This window comes from Pseudomonas sp. HMSC065H01, assembly GCF_001815235.1.
GTDB classification, from domain to species: Bacteria; Pseudomonadota; Gammaproteobacteria; order Pseudomonadales; family Pseudomonadaceae; genus Pseudomonas; species Pseudomonas aeruginosa.
The window spans coordinates 470737-486989 of record NZ_KV819937.1; the positions used below are offsets into that span (position 1 = coordinate 470737).

Consider the following 16253-nt stretch of genomic DNA (forward strand, 5'->3'; position numbering starts at 1 on the left):
TAGGGCGAATAACCGCTCGCGGTTATCCGCCATGGCGGGCCCGGTGTGACCTTATCCCCCTATAGGGCAGGGGCGCGGCCAGGGCGGCTCAGCCGTAGCGCTTCTTCGCCTCGATGGCCAGGCCGCTGCCGATGCTGCCGAACAGGTTGCCCTCGACATGACGGGCGTTGGGCAGCATCGCCGAGACGCTCCGGCGCAGCGCCGGAATGCCGCTCGAACCGCCGGTGAAGAACACCGTGTCGACCCGGTCCGGGTCGACCCCGGCCGAGGCCAGCAGTTGCGCGACGCTGTTGCGCACGCGCTCCAGCAGTCCGTCGACGGCGTTCTCGAACAGCCCACGGGTCAGCTCCACGCCGAGCCCGGCCTCGATGCGCTCCAGCGAGAGGTGCAGGCGCTCGGTTTCGGTCAGGCGGATCTTGCTGTCTTCCACCTGCATCGCCAGCCAGTGCCCGGCGCGTTCCTCGATGAGCCTGAAGAGGCGGTCGATGCCGGTGCTGTCGACGATGTCGTAGCGCATGTTCTTCAGCGCCAATTGCGACTTCTGCGCGTACACCGCGTTGATGGTGTGCCAGGTGGCCAGGTTCAGGTGGTAGCTGGTGGGCATGAAGGCGTCGCTCTTCATCCGGCTGCCGTAGCCGAACAGCGGCATCACGCCTTCCAGGCTGAGCTGCTTGTCGAAGTCGGTACCGCCGATGTGTACGCCGCCGGTGGCCAGGATGTCGTCCTGCCGCTCGGCCAGGTTGCGCCGCTCCGGCGCCAGGCGCACCAGGGAGAAGTCCGAGGTGCCGCCGCCGATGTCGACGATCAGGACCAGTTCCTCGCGCTGGATGCAGCGCTCGTAGTCGAAGGCCGCGGCGATCGGTTCGTACTGGAAGGAAACCTCCTTGAAGCCGAGCTTGTTGGCCACCTGCACCAGGGTGTCCTGGGCCTCGCGGTCGGCCTCCGGGTCGTCGTCGACGAAGAACACCGGGCGACCCAGCACCACCGCGTCGAAGGCTTGCCCGGCGGCGGCCTCGCCGCGCGCCTTGAGCTGGCCGATGAACAGGCCGAGCAGGTCCTTGAACGGTAGGGCGCTGCCGAGCACGGTGGTCTCGCTCTTCAGCAGCTTGGAGCCCAGCAGGCTCTTCAGCGAGCGCATCAGCCGGCCCTCGTAGCCCTCCAGGTACTCGCCGAGCGCCTGGCGGCCGTAGACCGGGCGGCGCTCCTCGACGTTGAAGAACACCACCGAGGGCAGGGTGATCTTGCCGTCCTCCAGCTCGATCAGCGGTTCGACCTCCGGCCGCCACCAGCCGACGGTGGAGTTGGAGGTGCCAAAATCGATGCCCAGGGCGCGGGCGGCGGTGCTCGGGTTCATGGCGCGAAACGGTCCGGGAAAAAAACGGCCGCGCAGTGTATGCGAGAGCGTCGTAGATTTCACCGCCGGCGATCGGCAGGAAGCGTCCTGGGACGTCCGTGCGGGCCGCCCCGACCTTTGTATACGGATTTGCCAAGGGGCCTGCGCATGGTGCTATGTTGGCGCTGCTTTCCCACTCCGTCTTGCCGTGTTGTCCTGGATTTCGCCATGCATAGAGCCTCACACCATGAGTTGCGTGCGATGTTTCGCGCGCTGTTGGACTCCTCCCGTTGCTACCACACCGCTTCCGTGTTCGATCCCATGTCGGCGCGTATCGCCGCCGACCTCGGCTTCGAGTGCGGCATCCTCGGCGGTTCGGTGGCTTCCCTGCAGGTCCTGGCGGCGCCGGACTTCGCCCTGATCACCCTCAGCGAATTCGTCGAGCAGGCCGCCCGCATCGGCCGGGTGGCGCGCCTGCCGGTGATCGCCGACGCCGACCACGGCTACGGCAACGCGCTGAACGTGATGCGTACGGTGGTCGAACTGGAGCGCGCCGGAATCGCCGCGCTGACCATCGAGGACACCCTGCTGCCGGCGCAGTTCGGGCGCAAGTCCACCGACCTGATCTGCGTCGAGGAAGGCGTCGGCAAGATCCGCGCGGCCCTGGAGGCGAGGGTCGACCCGGCGTTGACCATCATTGCCCGGACCAACGCCGAACTGATCGACGTCGATGCGGTGATCCAGCGCACCCTGGCCTACCAGGAAGCCGGCGCCGATGGTATCTGCCTGGTCGGCGTGCGCGACTTCGCCCACCTCGAGGCGATCGCCGAGCACCTGCACATCCCGCTGATGCTGGTCACCTACGGTAATCCGCAACTGCGCGACGACGCCCGCCTGGCGCGGCTCGGCGTGCGTGTCGTGGTCAACGGCCACGCCGCCTATTTCGCCGCGATCAAGGCGACCTACGACTGCCTGCGCGAGGAGCGCGGTGCGGTGGCCTCGGACCTGACCGCCTCGGAGCTGTCGAAGAAGTACACCTTCCCCGAGGAATACCAGGCCTGGGCCCGCGACTACATGGAAGTCAAAGAGTAGGCGATTTCAGGCCAGGCTCATGTTGCGCTGCCGCGCCTGCAGGTCGGCGACGCCCGCCAATGCGCAGAAGGTCGCAGGGCGACAGTCTGGCTCAGGATCGCCCGGAGCGCTCGCGTCGCTTGCGTTCGCGGTAGGCGGCCTGGTTGGCCAGGCGCCGCTGCGCCGAACCGGGGCGGTTGGCCGACTGGGCGCGGTACAGGCGCTGGGCGTAGACCAGTTCCATGTAGCGTTGCATCGCCCGGCTGTTGAACAGCAGCCAGGCACAGGCGCCGCCGCCGAGCGCCACCAGGCCCGACGTCTCGCCGCTGGCCAGGCGCAGCAGGAGCCCGGTGGCGACCAGCAGCAGGCTGGCGTCGCGGGCCAGGCGCGGGCCGAGGCTGGCGCCACGGGAGAGCAGGGCGATCAGCCACAGCCAGGCCGCCAGCAGCGGCAGGGCGGAGAGCCAGCCCAGCGGCCGCAAAGGAGCCTCCGGCAATGCCAGGCGCAGCGCGGCAAGACCCAGCGGCGCGGCACCGAGCAGCAGCGCCAGGCTGCCGAGCAGCGGTGCGTAGAGACCGGGATGACGGCGCGGATACAGGCCGTGCAGTTGCCGGACGCTATAGCGGTCCTCCGGCGCCGGCAGAGCGAACGGATCGCCGGCGAGCGCGGCGTCGAGCTGGCGGCCCTGGTCGATCAGGTGGGCGAGGCGGCGGAACGGTCCCATCATGCGGTGTACCTCCAGGCTTGGCTGGCGATTGTGCCACGCCAGGCCGATGGTCGCGCCGCCCTTGCAAAGCCGCGGGCGAACGCCCATATCTGGAGGTTCCAGGGTTTCAGCCAGAGGAGTCAGTCATGGCCAGCGGGTGGGCGAACGACGGTGCGGTGCAGGAACAGATCGACAGCACGATCGAGGATGCCATCGCTCGTGCGCGCAGCCAGTTGCCTCGTGGCGAGAGCCTGACCCATTGCGAAGAGTGCGACGCGACTATCCCCGAAGCGCGGCGCCGAGCGATTCCCGGCGTGCGCCTGTGCGTCAACTGCCAGGCCGAGCACGACAGGGAACAGGCGAAGTTCAGCGGCTACAACCGCCGCGGCAGCAAGGACAGCCAGTTGCGCTGAAGGCCTGCCTCAGTTTTCCCGATAGCGTTCCTTCACCCATTGCTCCACCGGCGACAGGGTGCGCATTCCCACGCCCAGCGGATCGTCCATGTCATGCTGGCTGGAGGCGGTCCAGCGCGGGTCGATGAAGGACCAGGCCAGGCCCGCCGGGCCCTGGTCGCGGTAGGTACCGAAAACGTCGTTGAGGCCCAGCGGCTCCGCGTTGCGCAGCCATTGCCCGTTGAAGCCGTCGCCGTTGATGGTGCGGTCCGAGATCCAGCGACCGTCGTCGTAATGGAAAGCCATCACTCGCCAGCGATGCTCGCACCAGTGGCAGGCGTCGTCGTCGACGTAGAAGGCTTCGACGAAGATTTTCTTCCCGCCGATGTCGAGGAAGGTCGAGTAATCGTCGGTATGGCGCGGGGCCAGGCTCAGTCGGCTGCCGTCGCCGAGGTCGATGAAGCGATCGGGGGCGTAGGGCGAGCGCGGCGAAAGGCTCATCAGGACCCTGGCGTAGTCGTCCCGCTGCGGCGGGTCGGCGACCAGTGCCTGGCGCTCCGCGGCGGTCAGCGCGAAGCGCTCGCTGCCTCGGCCGACCACGTCTTCCAGCTGACGCTGGTCGCGTGGCAGGGTGCCGTCGAGGCCGGCGTACAGGTTGACCGCCTGGATGAACCGGGCGACGTCGATGTCGAGCATTTCCGGATAGCCGGAATGGGCGGTCAGCGCGCCGTCCTTCAGGTCGTAGATCACCGACCAGCGCGTCCCTCCCGAACCGCCGGCGTAGGACAGGTAGCCCAGGCGCAGTTCGTCGCGGCCGTCGCCGTCGTAGTCGGCGACTTCCAGTTGGCTGAGGCTGAACAGCTGGGGGAAGGCATAATCGGTTTCGAACTGCTCGCGCGGTTTCCGCTTCGCGTCCGGATCGAAGGGGACCAACTGGATCTTCCGGTATTCCCGGAGGCTCAGCTCGACCATGTTCTTCTGGATATCCAGGAACGGGGAAAGGTTGAGCAGCGAGGAGAGGAGGCCGGGTTCGGCGATGTAGAACACCTTCACCAGCGGCAGGTTGGTCCGTCCCTGGTTCCGCTCCAGGCGCTCGATGACCTGGTCGTCCATGGCGAAGGCCTTGCCGACGAAGCGCCGATTGCCGTAGGCGACCAGGAATTTCTCGCCGAAGCCGAGCAGGTCGGCGCCCTTGATCTCCACCTCGTAGTCCGCCGGAAAGCGCGCGAGGATGGCTTGGCGCAGCATCACGTCCTTCTTGCTGATGGGAATCTCGCCGTACTGGTAGAGCTGGTAGGTCCAGTAGAGGAAGTAGCTCACCACGACGATGGCCGTTGCCTGGAAGGCCTTGGCCAGATACGGGGTGGAAGCGTTGCGGGACGATTGGCGGGAGGACATGGACGGACTGCCGGCGGCTACGGGTAGGCGCCATTGTCGCCGCTAGCGCCGACAAGCCAAGCTGTCCGAACGGAGCGGTCGACGTCCCGGCGTGGCGCCGGGACCCGTCGCGTGGGAATCAGAACAGGAAATAGCGCTGCGCCATCGGCAGCACGTCCGCCGGTTCGCACCAGAGCAACTGGCCGTCGGCGCGTACCTGGTAGTTCTGTGCGTCGACCTCGATGGTCGGCAGGTAGCCGTTGTGGATCAGGTCGGTCTTCTGCACACCGCGACAGCCGCTGACCACGCCGATGGCCTTGCGCAGGCCGAGCTGCTGCGGTACGCCGGCGGCGAAGGCGGCCTGGCTGACGAAGGTCAGGCTGGTCGCGTGACGGCTGCCGGCGTAGCTGGCGAACATCGGTCGGTAGTGCACCGGCTGCGGCGTGGGGATCGAGCCGTTGATGTCGCCCATCAGGCTGGCGGCGATGGCACCGCCCTTGAGGATCAGGCTCGGCTTGACGCCGAAGAAGGCCGGGCGCCAGAGCACCAGGTCGGCCCACTTGCCGGCTTCGACGGAGCCCACTTCATGGCTGATGCCGTGGGTGATCGCCGGGTTGATGGTGTACTTGGCGATGTAGCGCCTGGCGCGGAAGTTGTCGTTGCGCGCACCGTCGCCGTCGAGGCGGCCGCGCTGGCGCTTCATCTTGTCGGCGGTCTGCCAGGTGCGCGTGATCACTTCGCCGACCCGGCCCATGGCCTGGCTGTCGGAGCTGATCATGCTGAACGCGCCGAGGTCGTGGAGGATGTCCTCGGCGGCGATGGTCTCGCGGCGGATGCGCGACTCGGCGAAGGCCACGTCCTCGGCGATGGCCGGGTCGAGGTGGTGGCAGACCATCAGCATGTCCAGGTGCTCGTCGATGGTATTGCGGGTGAACGGCCGTGTCGGGTTGGTCGAGCTGGGCAGCACGTTGGCGAAGCCGCAGGCCTTGATGATGTCCGGTGCGTGGCCGCCACCGGCGCCCTCGGTGTGGTAGGTGTGGATGGTGCGGCCCTTGAAGGCGCCGAGGGTGGTCTCGACGAAGCCGGATTCGTTGAGGGTGTCGGTGTGGATCGCCACCTGGATGTCGTGGCGCTCGGCGACCTCCAGGCAGTTGTCGATCGCCGCCGGGGTGCTGCCCCAGTCCTCGTGCAGCTTCAGGCCGATGGCGCCGGCGAGCACCTGCTCCTCCAGCGGCAGCGGCAGGCTGGCGTTGCCCTTGCCGGTGAAGCCGATGTTCATCGGGAAGGCGTCGGCGGCCTGGAGCATCCGCGCCATGTGCCAGGGACCGGAGGTGCAGGTGGTGGCGTTGGTCCCGGCGGCGGGGCCGGTGCCGCCGCCGATCATGGTGGTGACCCCGCTCATCAGCGCCTCTTCGATCTGCTGCGGGCAGATGAAGTGGATGTGCGTGTCGATGCCGCCGGCGGTGAGGATCATGCCCTCGCCGGCGATCACCTCGGTGCCGGCGCCGATGGCGATGTTCACCCCGGGCTGGATGTCCGGGTTGCCGGCCTTGCCGATGGCCTGGATGCGCCCGTCCTTGAGACCGACGTCGGCCTTGACCACGCCCCAGTGGTCGAGGATCAGCGCATTGGTGATCACCGTGTCGACCACCTGCGCCGCGCCCAGCTGGCTCTGGCCCATGCCGTCGCGGATGACCTTGCCGCCGCCGAACTTCACTTCCTCGCCATAGACGGTGAAGTCCCGTTCCACCTCGATCCACAGGTCGGTGTCGGCCAGGCGCACGCGGTCGCCGACGGTGGGGCCGAACATGTCGGCGTAGGCTTGTCTGCTGATTTTCATCGAACGCTCCTTTGGCGATCGTCGGTGTTCGCTGTCTTTGGTCGAACCTGGCCAGTGGGGCCCTAGAGGTCCCCCATCACCCGCCCGGCAAAGCCGTATACCCGCCGTCCGCCGCCGATTTCCACCAGCTCCACCTCGCGGCTCTGCCCCGGTTCGAAGCGCACCGCGGTGCCGGCGGCGATGTTCAGGCGCATGCCACGGGTGGCCGGACGGTCGAAGGCGAGGGCGTCGTTGACCTCGAAGAAGTGGTAGTGCGAGCCGACCTGGATCGGCCGGTCGCCGGTGTTCGCCACGCTCAGGGCGAGGGTGCGGCGGCCGGCGTTGAGTTCGATATCGCCGGGCTGGATGTCGTATTCACCGGGGATCATGGGGGCTCCTTGGGGCTCAGGGCGCGCTGCGCGTCGGGTCGAGGTTCAGTTGCATGAAGGTCAGGTCGAGCCAGCGGCCGAACTTCTGGCCCACCTGCGGCATCTGCCCGCTGATCTCGAAGCCGAGGCGCCGGTGCAGGCCGATCGAGGCGGCATTGCCGCTTTCGATGGCGGCCACCATGACGTGCAGGCCCTGGGCCCGCGCACGTTCGATCAGCGCCTGCAGCAGTTGCACGCCGAGGCCTTTGCCGCGCTGGTCGTCGCGCACGTAGACGGAGTGCTCGACGGTGCCGCGGAAGCCCTCGAAGGGTCGCCAGTCGCCGTAGGAGGCGTAGCCGAGCACTTCGCCGGCGGCGTCGCTCGCCACCAGGATCGGGTGGCCCTGGCGGGCGCGGGTGTCGAACCAGGCCTGGCGGTTGGCCAGGTCCACCGGGGTTTCGTTCCAGATCGCCGTGGTATTGCCCACGGCGTCGTTGTAGATGGCGAGGATGCCGGGCAGGTCGGCGACGCCGGCGTCGCGGATCGAAGCGCTCATGGCCGGCCTCAGGCGATGGGCTGGTGGACGGTCACCAGCTTGGTGCCGTCGGGGAAGGTGGCCTCCACCTGGATGTCCGGGATCATCTCCGGCACGCCCTCCATCACCTGCTCGCGGTTCAGCAGGGTGGTGCCGTAGTGCATCAGCTCGGCGACGCTGCGGCCGTCGCGCGCGCCCTCCAGCAGGGCGGCGGAGATCAGCGCCACCGCCTCCGGGTAGTTCAGCTTGAGACCGCGTGCCAGCCGGCGCTCGGCGAGCAGGCCGGCGGTGAAGATCAGCAGCTTGTCTTTCTCGTGGGGGGACAAGTCCATCTCAGGTACTCCAGATGCGTGGGGGAACGGCCTCGCGGCCGAGCAGCGCCGGCCGCAGCAGGCGCCAGAGTTCGATCAGCCAGGCTCGCGCGTGCAGCGCCTCGTCGGCCAGGCAGCGCGCCACCAGCAGGCCGCCGGGCAACTGGCTGAGGTTGCCGCGGCCGGCGCAGGGGAGCGCGCGGCAGCGTTGCAGCAGGTCGGTGTCGATCTCGCCGCTGGCGACCAGGGTCGCCAGCACCGGATGCCCGGCGAGGCCGATCGGCGAGTCGAGCAGGCGGTCGCCGCCGTCGATGCGCTGGCGCTCGTGCCAGAGCAGGCGGTCGTCGCGACGGATGTCCAGGGCCGCGACGAAGTGGCCGCTGGCGAAGCGCTCGCCGCTGGCCGGGCGGCCGAGCGCGACCATGTCCCAGTAGAACAGGCGGGCGTCGCCGCGCAGCTGGATACGGGTTTCCAGTTCGGCCTGGGCGCCGGCGAAGACGATGCTTTCCTGCGGCAGCCATTCCAGGGTGGCGCCGGGCTCCAGGTGGATCTCCAGGGTCTGCCGCGACGGGCAGGCGGCGCGGTACCACTTGGCTGCGCCGGGGCTGGTGAGCTGGGCCCAGGCGCGTTCGCCGAGGCGCACGTCGAAGGCCAGGCTGTCGCCGCCGGCGATGCCGCCGGGCGGATGCACGAGGATGTGCTGGCAGACTTCCGGGCCTTCGGCGTAGAGGTGCTTCTGCACCCGCAGCGGTCCGGCGTGGCGCCGCGTCACCGGGCGGGTGGCGTCGCCGGCGCGGGCGTAGGCCAGCTCCAGTTGGGCGTGCCAGGCGGGGTGGAAGCTCAGGTCGGGGAGGGCGGCGGTCATCGGTCGGGTCAGGCCAGGGCCTTGCGCATGAACACGCGGCGGAATCCCTCTTCCTGGCGGCGTTCGTATTCGAGGTAGCCGACCCTGGCGTAGAGCTCGATGTTTTCCGTCATCCGCTCATTGGTGTAGAGGTACAGCGAGCGGTAGCCGAGGCTCGTTGCGTCGCGCTCGGCACGCTCCAGCAGTTGTCGGCCGATGCCCTGGCCCTTGCATTCGGGAAGCACGGCGAGGTTGTCGACGAGGAAGCCGTCGGCGGTTTCCCGCGTCACCAGCAGGCCGACCGGCTGGCCGTCGTGCTCGGCGATGAGGACCCGGTCGCTGGCGATCACCTCGTGGTAGTCCTGGGTCATCGGCCAGGGCTTGCGGCCGATCACCGCGATCCACGGGGCATAGGCGGCGGCGACGCAGAGCGCGGCGAAGCCCGCGTCGGCCTGGACGGCCGGGCGCAGAGTGACGGTCATTTCGACCTCCTGCGGAAAGACGAGGGCATAGAGATTGCCAGCGCAGGCCCCGGTTGCGCCAGCGGCAGTGTGTCCCAGTCCGTTCAAATCGCCACCAGCCCGCGCACGCCCTCGCTCTCCATGTCGCGGCCGCGGCCCTGCTGGACGATCTCGCCGCGCGCCATCACCAGGTATTGGTCGGCCAGTTCGGCGGCGAAGTCGTAGAACTGCTCGACCAGCAGGATCGCCATGTCGCCGCGCGCCGCCAGGCTGCGGACGACCGCGCCGATCTCCTTGATCACCGAAGGCTGGATGCCTTCCGTGGGTTCGTCGAGGATCAGCAGTCGCGGCTGGCTGGCCAGGGCGCGGCCGATCGCCAGTTGCTGCTGCTGGCCGCCGGAGAGGTCGCCGCCGCGGCGCTGTTTCATTTCGCGCAGGACCGGGAACAGCTCGTAGATGAAGTCCGGCACCGCCCGGGCGTCCCTGGCGCTGAAACGGGACAGTCCCATCAGCAGGTTCTCTTCCACCGTCAGCCGGGGGAAGATTTCCCGTCCCTGCGGCACGTAGGCGATCCCGGCGCGGACCCGCTGGTGCGGCCTGAGTCCGGTGAGCGAGCGGCCTTCCCAGGCGACCTGGCCCTCGCGGGCCGGGACCAGGCCCATCAGGCAGCGCAGCAGGGTGGTCTTGCCCACCCCGTTGCGACCGAGCAGGCAGGTCACCTCGCCCACCTTCGCCTCGAAGCTCAGGCCACGGAGGATATGGCTACCGCCGTAGTACTGGTGGAGCTTGTCGACTTGCAGCATGGTTCTCTTCCATTTGTCCCGTGATGGTTCTTCACTGCGATTCCCAACCTGGCTCGGCGGATAACCGCGAGCGGTCATTCGCCCTACGCGACGGGCGCCACTTGGCAGGCGCTACCCGCCGAGCGGATGGCTGGCGTCAGCGACCGAGGTAGACCTCGATCACCTGTTCGTCGGCCTGTACCTCCGCCAGCGAGCCTTCGGCCAGCACGTGGCCCTGGTGCAGCACGGTGACATGGTCGGCGATGCTGCCGACGAAACCCATGTCGTGCTCCACCACCATCAGCGAGTGCTTGCGCGCCAGGGACTTGAACAGCTCGGCGGTGAATTCGGTCTCGGCATCGGTCATGCCCGCCACCGGCTCGTCGAGCAGCAGCAACTGCGGTTCCTGCACCAGCAGCATGCCGATCTCGAGGAACTGCTTCTGGCCGTGGGACAGCAAACCCGCCGGACGCTGCCGCGACTCCAGCAGGCGGATGGTGGCGAGCACCTCCTCGATGCGTTCCCTCTGCGTGCCGTCGAGCCGCGCGCGCAGGCTGGCCCACACCGACTTGTCGGCCCTCTGCGCCAGTTCGAGGTTCTCGAACACGCTCAGGGCCTCGAACACCGTGGGCTTCTGGAACTTGCGGCCGATCCCGGCCTGGGCGATCTGCACCTCGCTCATGCGGGTCAGGTCGAGGGTGTCGCCGAAATACGCGGTACCGCTCTGCGGGCGGGTCTTGCCGGTGATCACGTCCATCAGGGTGGTCTTGCCGGCGCCGTTGGGGCCGATGATGCAGCGCAATTCGCCGACGCCGATGTACAGGGTCAGGTCGCGCAGGGCCTTGAAGCCGTCGAAGCTGACGTTGATGTCTTCCAGGCTGAGGATGGTGCCGTGGCGCGCGTCCAGCCGGCCGCTGGTGGCGGCGCCCAGGCCGATGGCGTCGCGGCCGCTGCCGGCGGTATCGAGGCCGGGGTGGAAGGCCGGTTCGAGCATCAGGTGCGGGGTGGTCCTCATTGCTCCTTCTCCTTGCGCAGCAGGCCGAGCAGGCCGCGCGGCAGGTACAGGGTGACGACGATGAACAGCGCGCCGAGGAAGAACAGCCAGTATTCCGGGAAGGCCACGGTGAACCAGCTCTTCGCGCCGTTCACCACGCCGGCGCCGAGCAGCGGGCCGAGCAGGGTGCCGCGTCCGCCGAGGGCGACCCAGACGGCGGCCTCGATGGAGTTGGTCGGCGACATCTCGCTGGGGTTGATGATCCCCACCTGCGGCACGAACAGCGCGCCGGCGAGGCCGCAGAGCACCGCGCTCAGGGTCCAGACGAAGAGTTTGTAGCCGCGCGGGTCGTAGCCGCAGAACATCAGGCGGTTCTCGGCGTCGCGCAGCGCGGTGAGGACCCGGCCGAACTTGCTTCGCGCCAGGCGCCAGCCGAGCAGCAGGCTGGCCGCGAGCAGCGCGACGGTGGCGAGGAACAGGGCGGCGCGGGTGCCCGGCGCGGTGATCGGGAAGCCGAGGATGCTGCGGAAGTCGGTGAAGCCGTTGTTGCCGCCGAAACCGGTCTCGTTACGGAAGAACAGCAGCATGCCGGCGAAGGTCAGGGCCTGGGTCATGATCGAGAAGTACACGCCGCGGATCCGCGAGCGGAAGGCGAAGTAGCCGAAGGCGAAGGCCAGCGCGCCGGGCACCAGCACCACCAGGCACAGCGCCCAGAGGAAGTGCTGGGTGCCGGCCCAGTACCAGGGCAGTTCGTTCCAGGAAAGGAAGGTCATGAACGCCGGCAGGCTGTCGCCGGAGGCCTGGCGCATCAGGTACATGCCCATGGCGTAGCCGCCGAGGGCGAAGAACAGCCCGTGGCCGAGGGACAGCAGGCCGGCGTAGCCCCAGACCAGGTCGAGGGCGAGGGCGACGATGGCGTAGCAGAGGATCTTGCCGGTCAGGGTCAGGCTGTAGGCCGAGAGGTGCAGCGCGCTGTCCGCCGGCAGCAGGTGCAGCAGCGGCATGGCCAGCAGCGTGGCGAAGGCTGCGCCGAGCGCGATAGCGGTGACGCGGCCGCCGGCCCGGCGGGCGAGGGTGACGGTGAGTGGCTGGTTCAATCGATGACCCTCCCTTTCAGGGCGAACAGTCCCTGCGGGCGTTTCTGGATGAACAGGACGATCAGCGCGAGGATCAGGATCTTGCCCAGCACCGCGCCGATCTGCGGTTCGAGGATCTTGTTCGCCACGCCGAGGCCGAAGGCGGCGAGGACGCTGCCGGCGAGCTGGCCGACGCCGCCGAGTACCACCACCAGGAAGGAGTCGATGATGTAGCCCTGGCCGAGGTCCGGGCCGACGTTGCCGACCTGCGACAGGGCTACCCCGCCGAGCCCGGCGATGCCCGAGCCGAGACCGAAGGCGAGCATGTCCACGCGCCCTGTGGGCACCCCGCAGCAGGCCGCCATGTTGCGGTTCTGGGTCACCGCGCGGACGTTCAGGCCGAGCCGCGTGCGGTTCAGCAGCAGCCAGGTGAGGAGCAGCACGAACAGGGCGAAGCCGATGATGACGATGCGGTTCCACGGCAGCACCAGGTTCGGCAGCACCTGGATGCCGCCGGACAGCCAGGCCGGGTTGGCTACCTCGACGTTCTGCGCGCCGAACAGCATCCGCACCAGTTGGATCAGCACCAGGCTGATGCCCCAGGTGGCGAGCAGGGTTTCCAGCGGCCGGCCGTAGAGATGGCGGATCACCGTGCGCTCCAGGGCCATGCCGATGGCGGCGCTGACGCAGAACGCCACCGGTAGCGCCAGCAACGGGTAGAGCGCCAGCCATTCCGGCGCCAGGCGCTGGAACAGCAGTTGCACCACGTAGGTGGAGTAGGCGCCGAGCATGAGCATTTCGCCGTGGGCCATGTTGATCACCCCGAGCAGGCCGTAGGTGATCGCCAGGCCGAGCGCCGCGAGCAGCAGGATCGAGCCCAGCGACAGGCCACTGAAGGCCTGGCCGAGCAGGTCGCCGACCAGCAGCCGGCGCTTGACCTGGGCCAGGCTGGTGGCGGCGGCGATGCGCACGCCTTCCTCCGGTTCCACCGCCGGGTCGAGCAGGTTCTCCAGGCGGGTTCGCGCCAGCGGATCGCCGGACTCGCCGAGCAGGCGCACGGCGGAAAGGCGTAGCGCCGGGTCGGGATCGCCGAGTTGCAGGTTGGCCAGGGCCAGGCCGAGGGCTTCCTTCACGCCAGCGTCGCTCTCGATCCGCAGGCGCGCTTCGAGCAGCGGCCGTTGCGCGGCCTTGGCGGTTTTCTGCAACTGCTGCGCGGCGGCCTGCCGCAGCGGCACTTCGTTGGCCACCAACTGGTGGCTGGCCAGGGCGGTGTTGAGCAGGCCGCGCAGGCGATTGTTCAGGCGCAGCGGCTTCGGCTCGCCGTCCGGCAGGGCGTCGCCTTCGGCGGCCTGGAAACGCTGGTCGGCGCCGAGGATGAATGGCTGCTGGCGGCTGTCCAGCGCAATGCGGTTGTGGCGCAGCGCTTCGAGAAAGGCCAGGCGATCGGCGTCGGGCGTCGCCGCCCAGTGTTCGAGCAGGTGGGCGCGACCGCCGTTGTCGGCAGCGGCGAAGTCCTGCGCCGGTCCGGCGTAGGCCGTCACCGCGAGAAGGGCGGCCAGGACCAGGACACAGGCATGGAGCGGGCGGGTGAGGAGGGCAAGGGGCATGCTGGGGTTCCTGGGCGACGTGCGGTATGGCCGGTCCCCCGCCCTCTCCCTGAAGGACGAGGGGGCCGTTAGGCGCGCGACCGGGGCGTTCCCGTTCCGTTCAGGGGAACGCCTGGTCAGGGGGGCAGGGTTCTTCACGGCAGAACTCAGTTGCTCTTCAGCGCATGCTCCGGCTTCTTCTCGTTGCCCGGGATGAACGGGCTCCAGGGTTGCGCGCGAAGCGGCTCGGGGGTCTTCCAGACCACTTCGAACTGGCCGTCGTCCTGGATCTCGCCGATCATCACCGGCTTGTGCAGGTGGTGGTTGCTCTTGTCCATGACCAGCGTGTAGCCGGATGGCGCCTTGAAGCTTTGCCCGGCCATCGCCTCGCGAACCTTGTCGACCTCGGTGCTGCCGGCCTTTTCCACGGCCTGCGCCCACATGTGGATGCCGACGTAGGTGGCTTCCATGGGGTCGTTGGTCACCGCGGTGCCGTAGTTCGGCAGGTTCTTTGCCTTGGCGTAGGCTTTCCAGTCGGCGACGAACTTCTCGTTGACCGGATTGCTCACCGACTCGAAGTAGTTCCATGCCGCGAGGTTGCCGACCAGCGGCTTGGTGTCGATGCCGCGCAGTTCTTCCTCGCCTACGGAGAAGGCCACCACCGGTACCTCGGTGGCTTCCAGGCCCTGGTTGGCCAGTTCCTTGTAGAAGGGCACGTTGGAGTCGCCATTGACGGTGGAGACCACCGCGGTCTTGCCGCCTGCGGCGAACTTCTTGATGTCGGCGACGATGGTCTGGTAGTCGCTGTGGCCGAACGGCGTGTAGACCTCCTGGATGTCCTTGTCGTCCACGCCCTTGCTGTGCAGGAAGGCGCGCAGGATCTTGTTGGTGGTGCGCGGGTAGACATAGTCGGTGCCGAGCAGGAAGAAGCGCCTGGCGCCGCCGCCGTCCTCGCTCATCAGGTACTCCACCGCCGGGATCGCCTGCTGGTTCGGCGCCGCGCCGGTATAGAAGACGTTCGGCGAGAGTTCCTCGCCCTCGTACTGGACCGGGTAGAACAGCAATCCGTTGAGTTCCTCGAACACCGGCAACACCGATTTGCGCGACACCGAGGTCCAGCAACCGAAGACCACCGCGACCTTGTCCTGGGTCAGCAACTGGCGGGCCTTTTCCGCGAACAGCGGCCAGTTCGACGCGGGATCGACCACCACCGCCTCCAGCTTCCTGCCGTTGACCCCGCCCTTGGCGTTGATCTCGTCGATGGTCATCAGGGCCATGTCCTTCAGCGAGGTCTCGGAGATCGCCATGGTCCCGGACAGCGAGTGGAGGATGCCGACCTTGATGGTTTCGGCGGCCTGGATGGACCAGGACAGGCCCATGGAAGCGATGGACGCGGACAGCGTGAAGGCCTTGAGCAGACTGCGACGTTTCATTGGTGTTGTTCTCCATTCACCAGCGGTCGGGGCGGCAGTTTTCAGGAGGCGTCGTGCTTGTCGTCGGGCATCCGTCCGGTGGACGGCGGGGTGCGCACTGCGGCCTGGATCTCTTCGTCGAGGCTCCAGAGCAAAGGCTGTGCCTCTTCTTGGCGCTGGCCGGTATCGGTCGGCGAAAAGGCGCCGCGAGTCGCCGGGGAAGCATGCCGAGCAGGTCTGGCTATGCCGGGGAAGGCTGCGTTTTCAACGGGTTTTCGCCGGATATCGACGGAGAAGGCGCCGTGGGCTCCGGAAGGGGAGGCGTCGCGCTGACCTCCCTCCTTGCCGCCGGCGGCGCGTCCATGGGTACGCCGTCGCTCCGTCCTGGCACCACCGCGGTGCGTCAGGGCGCGGCATCCAGGGCGTTCGCCTCAGGCTGGTGCGCTCAGCCTGGGAACAGCGAACCCTTCAGGCCGGTGACGATGATCTGCGCCGCCAGTGCGCAGACGAACAGGCCCATCAGGCGACTGACGATCTGTAGCCCCTGGTCGCCAAGCAGGCGTTCGATGCGGTCGGAAAGATAGAGCGTGGTGCCGAGGGTCAGGCAGGCGAGGAAGATCGCCACCAGGGAGATCAGCTTGGCCTCCCAGCCCTGGCCGACGCCCATCACCAGCAGCGCGCCGATGGTGCCGGGGCCGACGGTGAGAGGAATGGTCAGCGGGACGATGGTCACGTCCTGCTGCACGTTGTCGCTCTGCACCGCCGCGCGACCCTGGGCCATGCCCAGCGCGGAGATGAACAGCACGCTGCCGGCGCCGATGCGGAAGGCGTCGGCGGTGATACCGAAGAGGATGAAGATGTAGCGGCCGAACAGGTACAGCGCGACGCTGGCGATCAGCGCCGCCAGGGCCACCCGCCAGGCCATGCGCTTGCGGTCGCGCGGGCCGAAGCCGCGGCTGAGGCTGATGAAGCAGGACAGCACGAAGAAGGGGCTATAGAGCACCAGCATCTTCAGGTAGACGCTGAACAGCAAATGCATGGAGGCGCTTCCGGTCCGGGTGTGGGCATGAGCATAGCGTGCGACGGGCCGGTGCGATGTCCGGCGGGTTGGCAATATGCCGGTTCGCGTGGCATGTGACAACGAGGCCGGATGTCGGCGGATAACGCCGTTGGCGTTATGCGCCCT

The 16253-nt window shown here is 68.2% G+C and carries 17 protein-coding genes; 2 read left to right on the forward strand and 15 right to left on the reverse strand.

From position 1 onward, the window contains the following. Nucleotides 1–88: 88 nt before the first annotated feature. Nucleotides 89–1354 carry an Hsp70 family protein gene (locus HMPREF3014_RS31630; RefSeq protein WP_003099398.1) on the reverse strand — a complete coding sequence of 422 codons (1266 nt, stop codon included), beginning with the start codon at nt 1352–1354 and terminating at the stop codon, nt 89–91. A gap of 207 nt (nt 1355–1561) precedes the next feature. Here HMPREF3014_RS31630 and HMPREF3014_RS31635 point away from each other — a divergent pair, with 207 nt between their 5' ends. Beyond that, nucleotides 1562–2425 carry an isocitrate lyase/PEP mutase family protein gene (locus tag HMPREF3014_RS31635; protein WP_019681409.1) on the forward strand — a complete coding sequence of 288 codons (864 nt, stop codon included), beginning with the start codon at nt 1562–1564 and terminating at the stop codon, nt 2423–2425. A gap of 91 nt (nt 2426–2516) precedes the next feature. On the opposite strand, the gene HMPREF3014_RS31640 is transcribed toward HMPREF3014_RS31635, so the two are convergent. Then, nucleotides 2517–3131, reverse strand: coding sequence for a hypothetical protein (locus HMPREF3014_RS31640; RefSeq protein ID WP_003121124.1), 615 nt, complete (start codon nt 3129–3131; stop codon nt 2517–2519). Nucleotides 3132–3256: 125 nt separating this feature from the next. On the opposite strand from HMPREF3014_RS31640, the gene HMPREF3014_RS31645 reads away from it, so the two are divergent. Beyond that, nucleotides 3257–3523, forward strand: coding sequence for a DksA/TraR family C4-type zinc finger protein (locus HMPREF3014_RS31645; protein WP_003099395.1), 267 nt, complete (start codon nt 3257–3259; stop codon nt 3521–3523). Nucleotides 3524–3532: 9 nt separating this feature from the next. Here the strand turns inward: HMPREF3014_RS31645 and HMPREF3014_RS31650 are convergent, their stop codons facing one another. From HMPREF3014_RS31650 to HMPREF3014_RS31710, 13 genes are all read right to left on the reverse strand, one after another. Continuing rightward, nucleotides 3533–4900, reverse strand: a complete 1368-nt coding sequence (locus HMPREF3014_RS31650) for a hypothetical protein (protein WP_023087852.1) — start codon at nt 4898–4900, stop codon at nt 3533–3535. Nucleotides 4901–5018: 118 nt separating this feature from the next. Continuing rightward, nucleotides 5019–6719, reverse strand: a complete 1701-nt coding sequence (ureC, locus tag HMPREF3014_RS31655) for an urease subunit alpha (RefSeq protein ID WP_003099392.1) — start codon at nt 6717–6719, stop codon at nt 5019–5021. A 62-nt stretch (nt 6720–6781) separates the two neighbouring features. After that, a complete protein-coding gene (locus HMPREF3014_RS31660) occupies nt 6782–7087 on the reverse strand; it encodes an urease subunit beta (protein WP_003095450.1) in 306 nt (101 codons plus the stop codon). 16 nt (nt 7088–7103) lie between these two features. Next, on the reverse strand, nt 7104–7622 hold the full coding sequence (locus HMPREF3014_RS31665) for an L-methionine sulfoximine N-acetyltransferase (RefSeq protein WP_003121122.1): 519 nt from the start codon (nt 7620–7622) through the stop codon (nt 7104–7106). Nucleotides 7623–7630: 8 nt separating this feature from the next. Continuing rightward, complete coding sequence (locus tag HMPREF3014_RS31670) at nt 7631–7933, reverse strand: urease subunit gamma (protein WP_023087851.1); 303 nt, start codon at nt 7931–7933, stop codon at nt 7631–7633. 1 nt (nt 7934) lies between these two features. Further along, on the reverse strand, nt 7935–8777 hold the full coding sequence (locus HMPREF3014_RS31675) for an urease accessory protein UreD (protein ID WP_003116109.1): 843 nt from the start codon (nt 8775–8777) through the stop codon (nt 7935–7937). Between the two features lie 8 nt (nt 8778–8785). Beyond that, complete coding sequence (locus HMPREF3014_RS31680; protein ID WP_003121119.1) at nt 8786–9238, reverse strand: GNAT family N-acetyltransferase; 453 nt, start codon at nt 9236–9238, stop codon at nt 8786–8788. A gap of 83 nt (nt 9239–9321) precedes the next feature. Continuing rightward, nucleotides 9322–10020 carry an urea ABC transporter ATP-binding subunit UrtE gene (urtE, locus tag HMPREF3014_RS31685; protein WP_003112317.1) on the reverse strand — a complete coding sequence of 233 codons (699 nt, stop codon included), beginning with the start codon at nt 10018–10020 and terminating at the stop codon, nt 9322–9324. 136 nt (nt 10021–10156) lie between these two features. Further along, complete coding sequence (gene urtD, locus HMPREF3014_RS31690) at nt 10157–11014, reverse strand: urea ABC transporter ATP-binding protein UrtD (RefSeq protein ID WP_003105136.1); 858 nt, start codon at nt 11012–11014, stop codon at nt 10157–10159. Beyond that, nucleotides 11011–12090, reverse strand: coding sequence for an urea ABC transporter permease subunit UrtC (gene urtC / locus HMPREF3014_RS31695; RefSeq protein ID WP_003105139.1), 1080 nt, complete (start codon nt 12088–12090; stop codon nt 11011–11013). Before urtC ends, urtD begins: the two co-directional genes overlap by 4 nt. After that, complete coding sequence (gene urtB / locus HMPREF3014_RS31700; RefSeq protein WP_003105141.1) at nt 12087–13676, reverse strand: urea ABC transporter permease subunit UrtB; 1590 nt, start codon at nt 13674–13676, stop codon at nt 12087–12089. The genes urtC and urtB overlap by 4 nt, the downstream gene beginning before the upstream one ends. Before the next feature lie 146 nt (nt 13677–13822). Then, nucleotides 13823–15088 (reverse strand): urea ABC transporter substrate-binding protein, encoded by a 1266-nt coding sequence (urtA, locus tag HMPREF3014_RS31705; protein ID WP_003105144.1) that lies wholly within the window; start codon nt 15086–15088, stop codon nt 13823–13825. 424 nt (nt 15089–15512) lie between these two features. Next, nucleotides 15513–16106, reverse strand: coding sequence for a MarC family protein (locus HMPREF3014_RS31710; protein ID WP_003095417.1), 594 nt, complete (start codon nt 16104–16106; stop codon nt 15513–15515). Nucleotides 16107–16253: the final 147 nt, after the last annotated feature.